This window comes from Bradyrhizobium erythrophlei, from assembly GCF_042430365.1.
Taxonomy (GTDB): Bacteria; Pseudomonadota; Alphaproteobacteria; order Rhizobiales; family Xanthobacteraceae; genus Bradyrhizobium; species Bradyrhizobium erythrophlei.
Genome location: NZ_JBHMET010000036.1, coordinates 21788 through 36505 on the forward strand (window position 1 = coordinate 21788; position 14718 = coordinate 36505).

A 14718-nucleotide genomic window follows, 5' to 3' on the forward strand; every position below is an offset into this window, starting at 1 on the left:
CAATTCCATCGTTTCGGACGGGCCACGGAATGGCCCGTCACGAAACTGTCATAGAACATTTCCCGAGGAAAGCGCGGGGCACCGGCGCCCCGAGACCGGGTCATCCACCGCTTTGTCGGCTGAGGATGACCCTGCAACCCCCTGCCCTACAGCGAGCGCCGGAGCAGATGGGCGACCTCGCCGATCAGACCACGACGGAACAGCAGCACGCAGGCCACGAAGATCACGCCCTGGATCACCGTCACCCACTGGCCGAAGCCGGCGAGATATTGCTGCATGGCGATGATCACGAAGGCGCCGACCAGCGGTCCGAAGATGGTGCCGAGGCCGCCGACCAGCGTCATCAGCACGATTTCACCGGACATCGACCAGTGGACGTCGGTGAGCGAGGCGTTTTGCGCGACGAACACCTTCAGCGAGCCGGCAAAGCCCGCCAGCGTGCCCGACAGGATGAAGGCCAAGAGCTTGTACTGGTCGGTCTTGTAGCCGAGCGAGATCGCGCGCTGCTCGTTCTCGCGGATCGACTTCAGCACCTCGCCGAACGGCGAGTTGATGGTGCGGTAGATCAGGAGGAAGCCACCAAGGAATCCCGCCAGCACGACGTAATAGAGCACCATCGGCTTGGAGAGATTCAGGAAGCCGAACAGGTAGCCCTGCGGAATGCCCTGGATGCCGTCTTCACCGTGGGTGAACGGCGCCTGCAGGTAGATGAAGTAGAGCAGCTGCGACAGCGCCAGCGTGATCATCGAGAAATAGATGCCCTGCCGGCGGATCGAGATGTAGCCGGTGACGAGGCCGAGCAAGGCTGCCGCCGCGGTGCCGATCACGATGCCAAGCTCGGGCGGCAGCGCCCACACCTTCAGCGCGTGGGCCGTCACGTAGCCGGCGGTGCCCAGGAACATCGCGTGGCCGAACGACAACAGGCCGCCATAGCCGATCAACAGGTTGAAGGCGCATGCGAGCAGCGCGAAGCACAGCGCCTGCATGACGAAGAAGGGATAGATTCCCGTCCACGGCACCACCGCGAGCAACACCGCCATCACGGCGAACACGATCATCTCGTCGCGCATCGCGCGCGGCGTTATCGGAAGTGTATCGTCTGTCAATGCCGACATATCAGGCCGCCCGTCCCGTCAGTCCCGTTGGCTTCACCAGCAGCACCAGCACCATGAGCACGAACACCACGGTGTTGGAGGCTTCGGGATAAAAATACTTGGTCAGTCCCTCGATCACACCGAGCGCGAAGCCCGTGATGATCGATCCCATGATCGAGCCCATGCCGCCGATCACGACCACCGCGAACACCACGATGATGAGATCGGCGCCCATCAGCGGCCGGACCTGGTTGATCGGCGCCGACAGCACGCCTGCGAGCGCCGCAAGGCCGACGCCGAGCCCGTAGGTCAGCGTGATCATGCGCGGCACGTTGATGCCGAAGGCGCGGACCAGCGTCGGGTTCTCGGTGGCGGCGCGCAAATAGGCGCCGAGCTGCGTCTTCTCGATCAGGAACCAGGTGGCAAGACACACCACCAGGGAGAAGATCACGACCCAGCCGCGATAGATCGGCAGGAACATGAAGCCGAGGTTCATGCCACCCCTGAGCTGATCCGGGATCGCGTAGGGCAGACCGGACGAACCGAAATAGTTCTGGAAGACGCCCTGCACGATCAGCGCGATGCCGAACGTCAGCAACAGGCCGTAGAGGTGGTCGAGCCCGGCGAGCCACTGCAGCATCGTGCGCTCGAGGACCATGCCGAAGATGCCGACGACGACAGGCGCGATAATCAGCGCCCACCAGTATCCGAGGCCGGTGAGGCTAAGCAGAAAATACGCGCAGAAAGCACCCATCATGTAGAGTGCGCCATGCGCGAAATTGATGATGTTGAGCATGCCGAAAATAACGGCGAGCCCGAGACTGAGCAGCGCGTAGAACGAGCCGTTGATCAGTCCCACCAATAGTTGTGCGTAGAGAGCCTGCATCGCCTAAATGTCCATCACCAATCTCATTGTCACCCCGAAGCACCCGGATCTCCGGGCATCACGCCAAGCGATCTCCCGGCCTACTTCTTCACCAGCGGACAGACGCTTTCCGAAAGCGGCCGGAACGCCTGGTCGGCCGCGACCGTGCCCACCAGCTTGTAGTAGTCCCACGGGCCCTTCGATTCCGAAGGCTTCTTGACCTCGAACAGATAGGCCGGGTGAATCTTGCGGCCGTCGATCCGGATGCTGCCCGGCCCGAACAGCGGATCGTCGGTCGGCATCGACTTCATCTTGTCCACCACCTTGGCGCCGTCATGCGGGTTGCCGCCCATGGCCTCCAGCGCCTTGAAGTAATGGATCAGGCCCGAATAGACGCCGGCCTGCACCATCGAAGGCATCGCCTTGTTCTTCGTGCGCTCCGAAAAGCGCTTGGCGAACGCCCGCGTTCCATCGTTCAGGTCCCAATAGAAGGTCTCGGTGAAATTCAGCCCCTGCGCCACATTCAGGCCGAGCGAGTGAACGTCGGTGATGAACAACAGCAGGCCGGCGAGCTTCTGGCCTCCGGAAACGATGCCGAACTCGGCGGCCTGTTTGATCGAGTTGGTGGTGTCGCCGCCGGCATTGGCGAGACCGACAATCTTCGCCTTCGACGCCTGCGCCTGCAGCAGGAACGAGGAGAAGTCCGAGGAATTGAGCGGATGCTTGACGCTCCCGAGCACCTTACCGCCGGCCTTTTGCACGACCGTCGTGGTGTCGCGCTCCAGCGCTGCACCGAATGCGTAGTCGGCCGTCAGGAAATACCAGGTGTCGCCGCCAGCCTTCACCAGCGCCTGGCCCGTGCTGTTGGCCAGCATATAGGTGTCATAGGCCCAGTGGATCGTGTTCGGCGAACACTGCGCATTGGTCAGATCCGACGTGGCAGCGCCAGTGTCGATCAGGATCGCGTTCTTTTCCTTGACCACGTTGTTGACCGCGAGCGCGACGCCCGAGTTCAACACGTCCATGAAGATATCAACCTTCTCGACGTCGATCCACTGGCGCGCGATCGTGGTGCCGATGTCAGGCTTGTTCTGGTGGTCGGCGGAAATCACATCGACCTTCCAGCCCTTGGCAGCTAGTCCGGAGTCCTCGACCGCCATCTGGGCGGCCAGCGTCGATCCCGCGCCGCCCAAGTCGGCGTAGAGGCCGGAATTATCCGTAAGCACGCCGATCTTGACAGACTTGTCCTGGGCGGCCGCGAGGCTTGCCGACGCGAGTGTCAACGCAGTGCCGAGCAGCAGCGCCGAAATCGTATTCTTCATGTCGTATTCCCTCGTTTCTAATTTTCTGGTTTTGGAGCCTTAGACGCCGAGATAGGTGTGGAGCTTGTCCATGTTGGCCGACAGTTCCGAATTCGCGAATCCGTCGATCACCTTGCCGTGCTCGACGACGTAGTAGCGGTCGGCGACGGTCGAGGCGAAACGGAAGTTCTGCTCGACCAGCAGGATGGTGAACCCTTCCGACTTCAGCCGCGCGATGGTGTGGCCGATTTGCTGGATGATGACGGGTGCGAGCCCTTCGGTCGGCTCGTCCAGCATCAGGAAGCGGGCGCCGGTGCGCAGGATGCGCGCGATCGCGAGCATCTGCTGCTCGCCACCCGAGAGCTTGGTGCCCTGGCTGGAGAGACGCTCCTTCAGGTTCGGAAACAACGTGAAGATCTGGTCGAGCGACAGGCCGCCCGAGCGCACCACCGGCGGCAGCAGCAGGTTCTCGCGCACGTCGAGGCTCGAGAAGATACCACGCTCCTCGGGACAGAGCGCAATTCCCATCCGTGCGATCCGGTCGGACGAGGCGCGGATGATCTCCTGATTGTCGAAGCGGACCGAACCGGTGCGCTTGCCGATGATCCCCATCACCGACTTCAGCGTGGTGGTCTTGCCGGCGCCGTTGCGGCCGAGCAAGGTCACGACCTCGCCGGCCTTCACGTTGAAATTGATGCCGTGGAGGATGTGGGATTCGCCGTACCACGCCTGCAAATCCTTGACCGAGAGCACCTCGGCTCCGGCCGCCTTCGCGGGGGCTTCCGCCAGTTTCGCCTCAGCCATGACCCGCTCCCAGATAGGCTTCCTTCACGCGTTCGTCCTTGGAGAGGTCGGCGTAGTTGCCCTCCGCCAGCACCTGCCCGCGCGTCAGCACGGTGATGATGTCGGAGAGATTGGCCACGACCGAGAGGTTATGCTCCACCATCAGGATGGTGTACTTGGCGGAAATGCGCTTGATCAGCGCGGCGATCTTGTCGATGTCCTCGTGGCCCATGCCGGCCATCGGCTCGTCGAGCAGCATCATCTCCGGGTCGAGCGCAAGCGTGGTCGCAATCTCAAGCGCGCGCTTGCGGCCATAGGGCATCTCGACCGCCGGCGTGTTGGCGAATTCACTCAGGCCGACATCGTTCAGGAGCTCATGGGCTCGGGGATTGTAGCGATCGAGCACGCTCTTGGAGCGCCAGAAATCGAACGACGAGCCGTGCTGGCGCTGTAGCGCCACGCGGACGTTCTCGAGCGCGGTCAGGTGCGGAAACACCGCCGAGATCTGGAACGAACGCACCAGCCCGAGCCGCGCCACATCGGCCGGCGGCGTCGCGGTGATGTCCTGCCCTTTGTAGAGAATCTGGCCCGCCGACGGCTTCAGGAATTTGGTCAGCAGGTTGAAACACGTCGTCTTGCCGGCGCCGTTAGGCCCGATCAACGCATGGATACTGCCGCGACGCACTTTCAGCGCGACGTCGCGAACGGCGAAGAAACCCGCGAATTCCTTGGTCAATCCGTGGGTTTCGAGAATGAACTCATCGGCCAAATAGATTTCCCCCATAAGCCATCGCTGCGAGGCCTCTCGCCCGCGTAGCCAGTTTTGTCATGCCCGGGCAAGTTATCCCGGGACGTCTTGGAAACCGTCCCGGGCCGCCGCCTCCGGGGGCGGAATATGCCGTCAACCGCGTCGGTTAGGCAAGGAGGAAAGCTGTGCACTGCGGCAAAGAGAGTACCCGGTTCCGGTTCATCCTTAGTCGAATAGCATTCGACCGCGCTTTGCGCGTTGGCAAGCGGCCATTAACGGTGTTTTGCTTCGAGATTGCGCTTTCATAGAATATTTCCGCCTGTCACCGAAGCTTTGGCTTTTGGTCAGAGAGCGGACCCGGAAAGCCTTGCAGTTCGAGAGCGCCAACCCTTCGGTGATCAAGTCGATCAGGCAGCGTGATTTCCTGAACACGTGGCTGCGACTGTTTGCCCGCGACCGCACGATTCCGCGGCTGGACGAATTCCGTCCGGAGCGGATCGAGGATGACTTGCCCGACCTCGTGTTCTTTACCGTCGACGCGACAGGCGAGCAGCCACGGCTGACGATCCAGAGCGACGGCACGCGGATGGCCAACGCCTATGGGCACACCGGCAAGGGCCGCCTGCTCGACGAGTATCTCGGGCCGCGGCTCGCACCGGTCGTGATGCCAGTCTATCACCAATGCATCGCACGCCGCCTCCCGGCCTACACCATCGCCCATATCGACGATATCTATGGCCGCCTCGTCGCCTATGAGCGGCTGCTGCTGCCGTTCGCGGACAGCGGCCCGGTCAATCATCTCATCGCCTCGCTAAAGACGATCAGCGAGGATGGCGGCTTCGAGATCCGCAATCTGATGCGCGGCAACGACAAGCTGCCGGAGCCGAAGCTTACCGCCATCATCGATCGCGACCTCGTCCATCGTGCCCCGGGCCGCATTCCGGTCGGGGATGTGCTTGAGTTCGGCTGACCCCATGGAATTCGAAAGTGCCGATTCGTCGGTGCTCAAGTCGATCACCCAGCGCGTTCTGCTGAACGCATGGCGACGCGCGTCGCGCAAGCCGGATGCCCTTCCCCTGCTCAGCGATTTCCGCACCGAGGACACCACGGACGAGCGGGCCGACATGATGGGCTTCGAGGTCGTGCGCCACGGCGACACCGAGCGCTTCCTCATCACCCAGGTCGGCGCGCGGCTGACCGCGGCCTATGGCAACGAACACATCGATCCCGCCGAGCGGATCAACCGCTACCTCGACGACGCGATCGGGGCAGACCGCTATGCCCGCGTCGTGCCGCCCTATCGCGCGTGCCTGGCGCACAAGCGGCCGACCTACACCGTCTCCGCCGTCCAGGACGCCGACGGCAAGGAAGTCGCCTACGAACGGCTGCTGCTGCCGTTTGGGCGCGGCGACACCGTCGAACAGCTCGTTGGCTCCTGCAAGGCGATCAGCATCGACGGCGGCTTCAGGCTCGACAATCTGATGGGCACAATGCCGAGCGCCGTGCCTGTCGTCGTCATCAGCGCCGTGATCGACCGCGCCTTCGCGCCCGCTCCGCGCCCATCCGCGCAGGATATCGAGCTGATCTAGGCTCGCTTGAAAACGCTCTACCCTTTGCGCGCCTTCGCCGGCACCTCCTTGGCGTAGAGGTCGGGCTTGAAGCCGACCAGGCGCTTTGGACCGAGATCGAGCACCGGCCGCTTGATCATCGATGGCTGCTCGGCCATCAGCGCCAGCGCCTTGCGCCCATTCAACCCTTCCTTGTCGCCGTCGGGCAGCTTCTTGAAGGTGGTGCCGGCGCGGTTGAGCAGCGCCTCCCAGCCGACCTCGTCGCTCCATTGCTTGAGCTTGTCCTTGGCAATACCTGCGGTCTTGTAGTCGTGAAAGTCGTAGGCGACGCCATGGTCGTCGAGCCAGGCGCGCGCCTTCTTCATGGTGTCACAGTTCTTGATGCCGTAGATCGTGATCGTCAAGGCCGTTCCCCGGATGCGTGTGCGCCGGGAAATTAGCCGCACGGCTCTGACGACGCCAGATCGGAGCGGGCTTGTCTCCACATTGATCTGGTCACGGGTCCGTGCTCAGCCCTGGGCTGTGCTCAGCCATGTCCTCAGCCCTGGGCGACGTCGATGATGGCTTGCGCAAACGCCTGGGGTGCCTCCTGCGGCAAATTATGTCCGATACCGCCTGTGAGCAGCCGGTGCTCATAACGCCCGGAGAACTTCTTGGCATAGGCGCTCGGCTCCGGATGCGGCGCGCCATTGGCATCGCCTTCCATGGTGATGGTCGGCACCGCAATCACCGGCGCCTGCGCAAGCTGCTTCTCGAACGCGTCGTACTTCGCCTCGCCTTCGGCAAGACCGAGCCGCCAGCGATAATTGTGGACCACGACATCGACATGGTCGGGATTGTGGAACGCGGCCGCGCTGCGATCGAAAGTGGCGTCGTCGAACTGCCACTTCGGCGAGGCGATCTGCCAGATCAGCTTGGCGAAGTCGTGCCGGTACTTGTCGTAGCCTTCGCGGCCGCGCTCGGTCGCGAAATAGAACTGATACCACCATTGCAGCTCGGCCTTCGGCGGCAGCGGCATCCTCCCCGCCTCCTGGCTGCCGATCAGGTAGCCGCTCACCGAGACCATCGCCTTGCAGCGCTCGGGCCAGAGCGCCGCCATGATGTTGGCGGTCCGCGCACCCCAATCGTAGCCGCCAAGGATGGCCTTCTCGATCTTCAGCGCATCCATCAGCGCGATGATGTCGGCGGCGACCGCGATCGGCTGGCCGCTTCGCTTCGTCTCGCGGGACAGGAAGCGCGTGCTGCCATAGCCGCGCAGATAGGGCACGATCACGCGGTAGCCGGCCTCGGCCAGCGCCGGCGCGACGTCGGCATAGCTGTGGATATCGTACGGCCAGCCATGCAGCAGGATGACGGCGGCGCCGGAGGCCGGGCCCATCTCGACATAACCGACATTGAGCACGCCGACATCGATCTGCTTCAACGGACCGAGCGACGTATGCGCGCCGGGCTTAATCGCCGGCAGGGTCGCCCTGGCCTGCGCATGCGCCGGTCCGGTGATGCCAAACCTGGCGGCGACGAGGGTCCCGGCGGCGATGCCGAGGAAGCGGCGGCGTTGCTGATCGATGAAGTGGGACATGGTGATCTCCCGCAAACATTTGTCGGACATGACTATGTCAGAGCCCGGACCGGCCCGCTTTCAGACCACATGGATTTGCCGTTCAGACCATGTTGATTTTTGCTCCGCCCGGCCTGTGCTAGGTTCCGCCACCGGCACGGGGACCGGTCACCGGACTTTCGAATTTGCCTTACTGTTTCAATGACTTCACGTTAGATCCTGACCGCCGCGAACTGCGCCGCGGCGACGCCCTGGTGGCGGTCGAGCCGCAGGTCTTCGATCTCATCGAGTTCCTCATTCGCACGCGCGACCGCGTGGTCAGCCGCAACGAAGTCCTCGCCGCTGTCTGGCACGGGCGGATCGTTTCGGAAGCGACGCTGGGCAGCCGGATCAATGCCGCACGGACCGCGATCGGTGACAATGGCGACGAACAGCGCCTGATCCGCACCTTTCCGCGCAAGGGCGTTCGCTTTGTCGGCGAGGTCCGGGAGGATGCGAGCCCAGACCGGACCAAGGGAGCGAACGCCGGTGCCCGCCCGACCGAGGGCCCGGCGATCGCGGTCCTTCCCTTCACCAATATGAGCGGCGATCCCGAACAGGACTATTTTGCCGACGGCATTGCCGAGGACATCACCACGGCGCTGTCCCGCTGCAGCGGGCTGATCGTGATCGCGCGCAACTCCGCCTTCACCTACAAGGGCAAGGCCGTCGATATCAGGCAGGTCGGACGCGACCTCGGCGTCGGCTACGTGCTCGAGGGCAGCGTCCGGCGCGGCGGCGATCGCCTGCGGATCACCGGACAGTTGATCGATGCGACATCAGGCGCGCATTTGTGGGCCGACCGATTCGACGGCACAGCGGATGACGTGTTCGATTTGCAGGACCGCATCACCGAGAGCGTCGTCGGCGCGATCGAACCGACGCTGCACATCGCCGAGGCCGAGCGGCGCCGGGCAGCACCGCCGGACCGGCTCGACGCCTACGACCTGCTGCTTCGCGCCTACAGCCTGCGCTACGCGTTCACGCCGGACAGCATGGCGGCCGCGCTCGATTGCCTCGACCGGGCGCTCGCGCTCGATCCGAACTATGCGCCCGCGATGGCGGCATCGGCCTATTGTCACGCGCTTCGCCACGTTCAGGGCTGGCTCACGCCGGACACTGCCTATCGCGACAAGGCCGTCGCGCTGGCGTGGCGGGCGGTCGAGATTGCGCCCGGCGATGCGCAGGTGTTGTGGATGGCCGCCTTCGCGATCTGGAACATGGCTGACGAGATCGAGCCGGCGCGCGACCTGTTCACTCGATCGCTCGCGATCAATCCGAACTCCGCAATGGCGCTGACGCTTGGCGGTTGGATCGAGGCCGTGCGCGGCAACCAGCTGACCGGCCGGGCCATGATCGAACGCGCGCAACGGCTCAATCCACGCGACCCGCGCGGCTGGTTTGCCTCCGGTGCGCTGGCGATCTGCGCGGTGCTTGACGAGAACTTTGCCGAGGCGGTGATGTGGGCGGACAAGGCGCTGGCGCAGAACCGCCGCTTTGCCGTCGCGCTGCGCGTCCTCATCGTGGCGCTGGTGAAGACCGGCGAGCGCGAGCGCGCGACCCAGGTCGCGCGCGAACTGCTCAAGATCGAGCCGCAATTCACGATCTCCGGCTTCCTGTCCCGGATTCCTATTCCGGTGGAGCAGATGTCGACAACTTATGTCGAGACGCTGAAGGCCGCCGGCGTTCCGGACTGATCCAGCGCGATCAACGCCCGCCGGGCTCGAGCGCTTCGCCGAGCTCGATCGGATGCGCCAAAAGGCAGGGAGCGCAAGGTAGATCGTGATCATGGCGGAGTGCCGCGCAGGCGACAATGCAAATCCTCGTTCACCTGAGCACGCCGATCGCACCGCATGAGTTTGCGCCCGCGCGATCGGCGAATCTGTCATAGACTGCGGCCGGTTCGCTTTCCGGAGGCCGACGATGGAATTCACCGCATTGTTTCTCGCCATCAGAATCGTGATGGTGATGGCTTGGCGCGGTCCGCGTCCAGTCGCGATCGGCCTGTTTGGCGTCGTCCTCATCGCCTGCGTCGCGACCTTCCTGCACCACGCCACCGACCGGCTCACTCTTTCGTTCTGACGGCCATGACCCGCACCCAGGCGATCACCCTGAACGCAATAGCGCTTTACGGCGCCGCGCTGGTGCTGGCCGCGGCATTTGCTGCGCAGTTCGTGCTCCACGAACTGCCCTGCCCGCTGTGCCTCTTGCAGCGCATCCTGTTCGCCGTGCTGGCGGTCGGGCCGATCCTGAACATCCGCTTCGGACCGCGGCCGAGCCACTACGCGCTGTCGCTGCTGACCGCCGTCGCCGGCGCGGTGGTGTCGACGCGGCAGGTTCTGCTGCACATCCTTCCGGGCGACGCCGGTTACGGCTCGGCCCTGCTCGGCTATCACTACTACACCTGGGCGCTGATCGGCTTCATCGCAGCCATCGTCCTGCTCGCGGCGATCCTGCTGTTTGATCGCCAGTTCGTCGACGACGGCGCGCCGCAAACCAGCCCAGCCGGCGGCTTTGCGCAGGCCGCGGTGTGGCTGGTGATCGGCCTCACCGCACTGAACGTGATCTCTACCCTCCTGGAATGCGGCTTCGGTGCCTGCGCCGACAATCCGACGATCTATGAACTGCTGAAGCGCGGATCTTAAGGCCGTTTCGGAATGTTCAAGCCGCGCTGCACCGCGGGGCGCGCCAGCCCGCGTTCCAGCCAGGCCGCGACGTCCTTGAACTGGTCGAACTCGACGAGCTCGCGCGCACCATAGAAGCCGATCAGGTTACGGACCCAGCCGAACAGCGAGATGTCGGCGATCGTATATTCGTCATCCATGAACCATTGCCGACCGGCAAGGTGCGTTTCCATCACGCCGAGCAGCCGCTTCGATTCCGCCACGTAGCGCTGCAGCGGCCGCTTGTCCTCGTACTCCCTGCCGGCGAATTTGTTGAAGAAGCCGACCTGGCCGAACATCGGCCCGACGCCGCCCATCTGGAAGTGGACCCACTGAATGGTCTGGTAGCGCCGCGCGGCATCCACCGGCAGCAGCTTGCCGGTCTTCTCGGCGAGATATTGCAGGATGGCGCCGGACTCGAACAAGGGCAGCGGCCTGCCGTCAGGACCATTCGGATCGAGGATCGCCGGGATCTTGCCGTTCGGATTGAGCGACAGGAACTCGGGCGTCTTCTGGTCGTCCTTGTTGAAGTCGACGAGATGCACCTCGTAGGGCAGCCCGATCTCCTCCAGCATGATCGAGATCTTGACCCCGTTCGGGGTCGGCAACGAGTAGAGCTGAAGTCGGTCAGGATATTGGGCGGGCCAGCGTTTGGTGATGGAGAAGCTTGCGAGATCGGGCATTGCGACGTCTTTGCCTGGTTGTTGTTGGGTGTAATGTACGAGCATCAGTGCAAGCCGCAAGGGCTGTCCGACGATGAATGATCACACGACGCAGAAGCTCGGCCTCTCCGACGACGAACTGGCATCGCATCAGACTGTATTCGCACCCGATGCGCTGAAGGGCCGGGTCGTGATCGTGACCGGCGGCGCCGGCGGCATCGGCCGCGCCATCGTCTTTCTGTTCGCGCGCTTGGGCGCGCATGTCATTGCGGTCGGCCGCGACAGCGGCAAGCTCGATACACTGGTCGGCAGTCTCGCAAGCCGCGGCCTGCAGGCCTCGGCGCATGTCGCTGATATCAAGGAGCCCGACGCCATCAACGCGCTGTTCGATGCGGCGTGGGCCGCGCATGGCCGCGTCGACATCCTCGTCAACAGCGCCGGCGGGCAGTTTCCGCAGGCCGCGATCGATTTTTCGATCAAGGGCTGGAATGCGGTCATCAATACCAACCTCAACGGCACCTGGTACATGATGCAGGCGGCCGCCCAGCGCTGGCGCGACCGCAAGCACGCCGGCAGCATCGTCAACATCGTCGTGGTGACGAGCCACGGCCTCTACGGCATCGCGCATACGATCGCGGCGCGGTCCGGCGTGATCGGGCTGTCGCGCGCGCTCGCGGTCGAATGGGCGCCGCTCGACATCCGCGTCAACTGCATCGCGCCCGGCGCGATCGAAACCGAAGGCTGGAACGTCTACACGGAAACGGCGCGCGCCGCCTATCCGCGCTCCAACCCGATGATGCGACCCGGCTCGCCCTGGGACATCGCCGAGGCCGCCGTCTACCTCGCCGGCCCCTCCGGCAAGTTCATCACCGGCGAGACGCTGACCGTCGACGGCGGCGGCCAGCATTGGGGCGAGACCTGGACCACGGGCAAGCCTGACTACTTCAAAGGCGGCGAGTAACCACCGCCTTCGCCCCCACCGGGCAGCGCACGGTCTCTCAGAGCACGCAGCCATAGTGTGCCGACGACACCAGCCGCGTGTACTTGTCGTGCACCGACCCCGGCCGCACGCCGCGATCTGGCGCGCGCCAGTCGGCCATGCGACGGGCGATCTCCTCCGCAGGGAGCTCGACATTGAGGGTCCGCGCGGCCGGATCGATCACGATCATGTCGCCATCGCGGATTGCGGCGATCGGGCCGCCGCGCGCAGCCTCCGGCGAGATGTGCCCGATCAGGATGCCGTGCGACACGCCGGAGAAGCGGCCGTCGGTGATCAGCGCGACGTCTTCGCCAAGGCCCCGCCCCTGCAGTTGGATCGTCAGCATCACCATCTCAGGCATGCCGGGCCCGCCGACCGGACCGACATTGCGCACCACGATGACGGTGCCCGGCGTGATCGCGCCGGCGCGGATCGCCGCCATCGTATCGGCCTCGGAATCGAACACGCGCGCGGTGCCGCGGAAGATGCCCTTCTCCAGCGTCTTGCCCGAGAGCTTCAAGAGACAGCTCTCCGGCGCGATGTTGCCCTTGAGCACGCTGATATGGCGGTTGGGCGGCGCGAGCGGACTGGACACCGGAGACACGATCTCCTGCCGCGCGATCTGTTCGAGCGTCGGCACCGCGGCAAGATTCTCCGCCAGCGTCCTGCCGGTCACCGTCATGACATCGCCATGCAGCAGACCGTTGCGCAGCAGCTCCTTCATCACGACAGGCACGCCGCCGATCGCGTGCAGGCTTCCCATCGCGAACGGACCGTGCGGCTGCAGATTGGCGAGCAGCGGAATCCGCTCGCCGACCGCCTGGATGCGCTCAATGGTGATCGGCACCTGCGCCTCGCGCGCCACCGCGAGCAGATGCAGATACAAGTTGGTCGAGCCGCCCATCGCATAGACAGTTGCGATCGCATTCTCGAAGGCGCGCTCGGTCATGATGTCGCGCGGGCGAATGCCTGCCTCCATCAGTCGATAGAGCGCATCGACCGAGGCGCGCGCCTGGGCGCGGACGTCGGCATGGATGTCCTTGCCGGCGCCGTAATCGGCCGGATGCGAGGCGCCGTGCGGCAGCATCATGCCGATGGCTTCCGCGATCGTGCTCATGGTGTTGGCGGTGAACATCGCGCCGCAGGTGCCGCTGCCAGGCATCACGTTGCGCTCGAGCTCGAGCATCTCGTCGGCGGAGATCCGGCCGGCTTCATGCGCGGCGCGGCCCTCGGCGTAATCCATGATGGTGAGATTGTTGCCCTTGGCCGCCCAGGCGCCGAACGACATCTGCCCCGGTGAACTGGTGCCGGGATAGAGCACAAGGCCGAACGCATTGGTCCGGGCCAGCGGCATCAATGCCGCCGCGCCGGTCTTGTCGCAGCCGGAGATCACGATCATGGCGTCGCCGTGATGGGCGTAGTGGCCGATCTCGAAGCAGTCGGCGACGACGTCGCGCGAGGCAAGGCTATAGCCCGCGGTCGGCGTGCCCTGGGTCAGCGCATCGGACACCGCCGGCGCGCCGACGATCAGTCCCTGCCCGCCGCGCTCGGCGAGCAGCTCGACCAGCAGGTCGGTGATCGCCCGCACGCGGTTGTTGCAGCGATGCGCATTGGTGTAGGCGCTGGCGATCGTGACCACGGCGCTCGCTTTCGCCGCGCGGTCGGGCTCGAAGCCCGCGGCGCGCAGTTCGACGCGTGAGTTCTTCCAATAGGTGCTGCTGTCCTGTGTCACGATGGTTCCACCCTTCGATTGGTTATTGCGGGCTCGCGCGCGAGCCCGGTCAGCTTGTCCAGACGGAGTTAGCCGGTCTTGCCGTCGTCGAAGCTCACGATCACGGCAGCATTGGCGATCAGAATGGGATCATTGCCCTGGTCCGACGGGATCTCGAGCCCACCGGCGATCGCCTTCACCGCCACCGTGCCGTAGGGCAATTCCTTGGCCACGGCAGCCGTATCGACGCCTTCCGGATTGGGCACGGCGATCGTGACGTCGACGAACATGTCGTTGGCGGTCTTGCCGATCATGCGGAAGAAGCCGAGGCTGGAGTGGCGGATGGCGTCGGAGACCGCGCGTTTGGCGGCCTTGGTGGCATCGCGTCCGTGGACGTCGACGCCCATGCCCATCTCGGTGATACAGCGCACGCGTGTCATGAAAGATTCCTGTTGTCGGTAGGCGGTGAGAACTCGCCTCTCATCGGCCACCGCGCCCGCGAGGTCAAGCCGTGCGTCCGCGATCTCGCGGCCTAGTGAGCCCGAGCTTTGCGTGTCGTTCCGCCCTCATGAAGAGCAGAGGGCGCAGGGAAAGCCGGGTGCCGATTGCACCCATGGGTCCCGTGCAACAAAAAGCACGGGGGTAGGACCACAGGTGAAAACTTCGTGCTCTCCCCGGTGAGACCGGGCTTGTTTGCCACCGTCTTCGCAAAGACGCTTTCGCGTCTTGCGATGAGACACCAGCCAC

16 protein-coding genes are annotated in these 14718 nt (G+C 64.4%); 6 read left to right on the plus strand and 10 right to left on the minus strand.

Features of this window, described 5'->3' with window-relative positions:
* Nucleotides 1-146 precede the first annotated feature (146 nt).
* The 5 genes from ACFFWD_RS05270 to ACFFWD_RS05290 form a co-directional block, all read right to left on the minus strand.
* Nucleotides 147-1115, minus strand: a complete 969-nt coding sequence (locus ACFFWD_RS05270) for a branched-chain amino acid ABC transporter permease (protein WP_376962170.1) — start codon at nt 1113-1115, stop codon at nt 147-149.
* 1 nt (nt 1116) lies between these two features.
* Complete coding sequence (locus tag ACFFWD_RS05275) at nt 1117-1980, minus strand: branched-chain amino acid ABC transporter permease (protein WP_376962171.1); 864 nt, start codon at nt 1978-1980, stop codon at nt 1117-1119.
* Between the two features lie 80 nt (nt 1981-2060).
* Nucleotides 2061-3281 (minus strand): ABC transporter substrate-binding protein, encoded by a 1221-nt coding sequence (locus ACFFWD_RS05280; RefSeq protein ID WP_376962173.1) that lies wholly within the window; start codon nt 3279-3281, stop codon nt 2061-2063.
* A 39-nt stretch (nt 3282-3320) separates the two neighbouring features.
* Nucleotides 3321-4064, minus strand: a complete 744-nt coding sequence (locus ACFFWD_RS05285) for an ABC transporter ATP-binding protein (RefSeq protein WP_376962175.1) — start codon at nt 4062-4064, stop codon at nt 3321-3323.
* Entirely contained in the window at nt 4057-4812 is a 756-nt protein-coding gene (locus ACFFWD_RS05290; protein ID WP_376962177.1) for an ABC transporter ATP-binding protein, read from the minus strand. The genes ACFFWD_RS05285 and ACFFWD_RS05290 overlap by 8 nt, the downstream gene beginning before the upstream one ends.
* 346 nt (nt 4813-5158) lie before the next feature.
* Between ACFFWD_RS05290 and ACFFWD_RS05295 the strand changes: the two genes are divergently transcribed.
* Nucleotides 5159-5761 (plus strand): PAS domain-containing protein, encoded by a 603-nt coding sequence (locus tag ACFFWD_RS05295; RefSeq protein ID WP_376962179.1) that lies wholly within the window; start codon nt 5159-5161, stop codon nt 5759-5761.
* A 4-nt stretch (nt 5762-5765) separates the two neighbouring features.
* Nucleotides 5766-6380 (plus strand): hypothetical protein, encoded by a 615-nt coding sequence (locus ACFFWD_RS05300; protein WP_376962181.1) that lies wholly within the window; start codon nt 5766-5768, stop codon nt 6378-6380.
* A gap of 17 nt (nt 6381-6397) precedes the next feature.
* Here the strand turns inward: ACFFWD_RS05300 and ACFFWD_RS05305 are convergent, their stop codons facing one another.
* Complete coding sequence (locus ACFFWD_RS05305; RefSeq protein ID WP_376962183.1) at nt 6398-6763, minus strand: ArsC family reductase; 366 nt, start codon at nt 6761-6763, stop codon at nt 6398-6400.
* Nucleotides 6764-6897: 134 nt separating this feature from the next.
* The gene (locus ACFFWD_RS05310; RefSeq protein ID WP_376962185.1) at nt 6898-7938 is read right to left on the minus strand and encodes an alpha/beta fold hydrolase; all 1041 of its coding nucleotides are present in this window, start codon (nt 7936-7938) and stop codon (nt 6898-6900) included.
* A gap of 164 nt (nt 7939-8102) precedes the next feature.
* Between ACFFWD_RS05310 and ACFFWD_RS05315 the strand changes: the two genes are divergently transcribed.
* The 3 genes from ACFFWD_RS05315 to ACFFWD_RS05325 all read left to right on the plus strand — a co-directional run bounded on the left by ACFFWD_RS05315 (nt 8103) and on the right by ACFFWD_RS05325 (nt 10601).
* Nucleotides 8103-9653, plus strand: a complete 1551-nt coding sequence (locus tag ACFFWD_RS05315; RefSeq protein ID WP_376962187.1) for a winged helix-turn-helix domain-containing tetratricopeptide repeat protein — start codon at nt 8103-8105, stop codon at nt 9651-9653.
* A 226-nt stretch (nt 9654-9879) separates the two neighbouring features.
* Nucleotides 9880-10038, plus strand: coding sequence for a DUF5993 family protein (locus ACFFWD_RS05320; RefSeq protein ID WP_376962189.1), 159 nt, complete (start codon nt 9880-9882; stop codon nt 10036-10038).
* Nucleotides 10039-10043: 5 nt separating this feature from the next.
* Nucleotides 10044-10601: a disulfide bond formation protein B gene (locus tag ACFFWD_RS05325; RefSeq protein WP_376962191.1), complete on the plus strand. Its 558-nt coding sequence runs from the start codon at nt 10044-10046 to the stop codon at nt 10599-10601.
* Here ACFFWD_RS05325 and ACFFWD_RS05330 read toward each other — a convergent pair.
* Nucleotides 10598-11302 carry a glutathione S-transferase family protein gene (locus tag ACFFWD_RS05330; protein WP_376962193.1) on the minus strand — a complete coding sequence of 235 codons (705 nt, stop codon included), beginning with the start codon at nt 11300-11302 and terminating at the stop codon, nt 10598-10600. The genes ACFFWD_RS05325 and ACFFWD_RS05330 overlap by 4 nt on opposite strands.
* 73 nt (nt 11303-11375) lie before the next feature.
* On the opposite strand from ACFFWD_RS05330, the gene ACFFWD_RS05335 reads away from it, so the two are divergent.
* The gene (locus tag ACFFWD_RS05335) at nt 11376-12242 is read left to right on the plus strand and encodes an SDR family oxidoreductase (RefSeq protein ID WP_376962194.1); all 867 of its coding nucleotides are present in this window, start codon (nt 11376-11378) and stop codon (nt 12240-12242) included.
* 37 nt (nt 12243-12279) lie between these two features.
* On the opposite strand, the gene ilvD is transcribed toward ACFFWD_RS05335, so the two are convergent.
* Together ilvD and ACFFWD_RS05345 are read right to left on the minus strand one after the other, a co-directional pair.
* Nucleotides 12280-13992 carry a dihydroxy-acid dehydratase gene (gene ilvD, locus ACFFWD_RS05340; protein ID WP_376962196.1) on the minus strand — a complete coding sequence of 571 codons (1713 nt, stop codon included), beginning with the start codon at nt 13990-13992 and terminating at the stop codon, nt 12280-12282.
* 68 nt (nt 13993-14060) lie between these two features.
* Nucleotides 14061-14411 (minus strand): Lin0512 family protein, encoded by a 351-nt coding sequence (locus tag ACFFWD_RS05345; protein ID WP_376962198.1) that lies wholly within the window; start codon nt 14409-14411, stop codon nt 14061-14063.
* Between the last annotated feature and the right edge of the window lie 307 nt (nt 14412-14718).

What these genes read in the sequence shown, in the direction of transcription:
- ACFFWD_RS05270 (WP_376962170.1), bottom strand. Translation starts at nt 1,115, where the DNA reads ATGTCGGCATTGACAGACGATACACTTCCGATAACGCCGCGCGCGATG.
- ACFFWD_RS05275 (WP_376962171.1), bottom strand. Translation starts at nt 1,980, where the DNA reads ATGCAGGCTCTCTACGCACAACTATTGGTGGGACTGATCAACGGCTCG.
- ACFFWD_RS05280 (WP_376962173.1), bottom strand. Translation starts at nt 3,281, where the DNA reads ATGAAGAATACGATTTCGGCGCTGCTGCTCGGCACTGCGTTGACACTC.
- ACFFWD_RS05285 (WP_376962175.1), bottom strand. Translation starts at nt 4,064, where the DNA reads ATGGCTGAGGCGAAACTGGCGGAAGCCCCCGCGAAGGCGGCCGGAGCC.
- ACFFWD_RS05300 (WP_376962181.1), top strand. Translation starts at nt 5,766, where the DNA reads ATGGAATTCGAAAGTGCCGATTCGTCGGTGCTCAAGTCGATCACCCAG.
- ACFFWD_RS05310 (WP_376962185.1), bottom strand. Translation starts at nt 7,938, where the DNA reads ATGTCCCACTTCATCGATCAGCAACGCCGCCGCTTCCTCGGCATCGCC.
- ACFFWD_RS05320 (WP_376962189.1), top strand. Translation starts at nt 9,880, where the DNA reads ATGGAATTCACCGCATTGTTTCTCGCCATCAGAATCGTGATGGTGATG.
- ACFFWD_RS05325 (WP_376962191.1), top strand. Translation starts at nt 10,044, where the DNA reads ATGACCCGCACCCAGGCGATCACCCTGAACGCAATAGCGCTTTACGGC.
- ACFFWD_RS05330 (WP_376962193.1), bottom strand. Translation starts at nt 11,302, where the DNA reads ATGCCCGATCTCGCAAGCTTCTCCATCACCAAACGCTGGCCCGCCCAA.
- ACFFWD_RS05335 (WP_376962194.1), top strand. Translation starts at nt 11,376, where the DNA reads ATGAATGATCACACGACGCAGAAGCTCGGCCTCTCCGACGACGAACTG.
- ACFFWD_RS05345 (WP_376962198.1), bottom strand. Translation starts at nt 14,411, where the DNA reads ATGACACGCGTGCGCTGTATCACCGAGATGGGCATGGGCGTCGACGTC.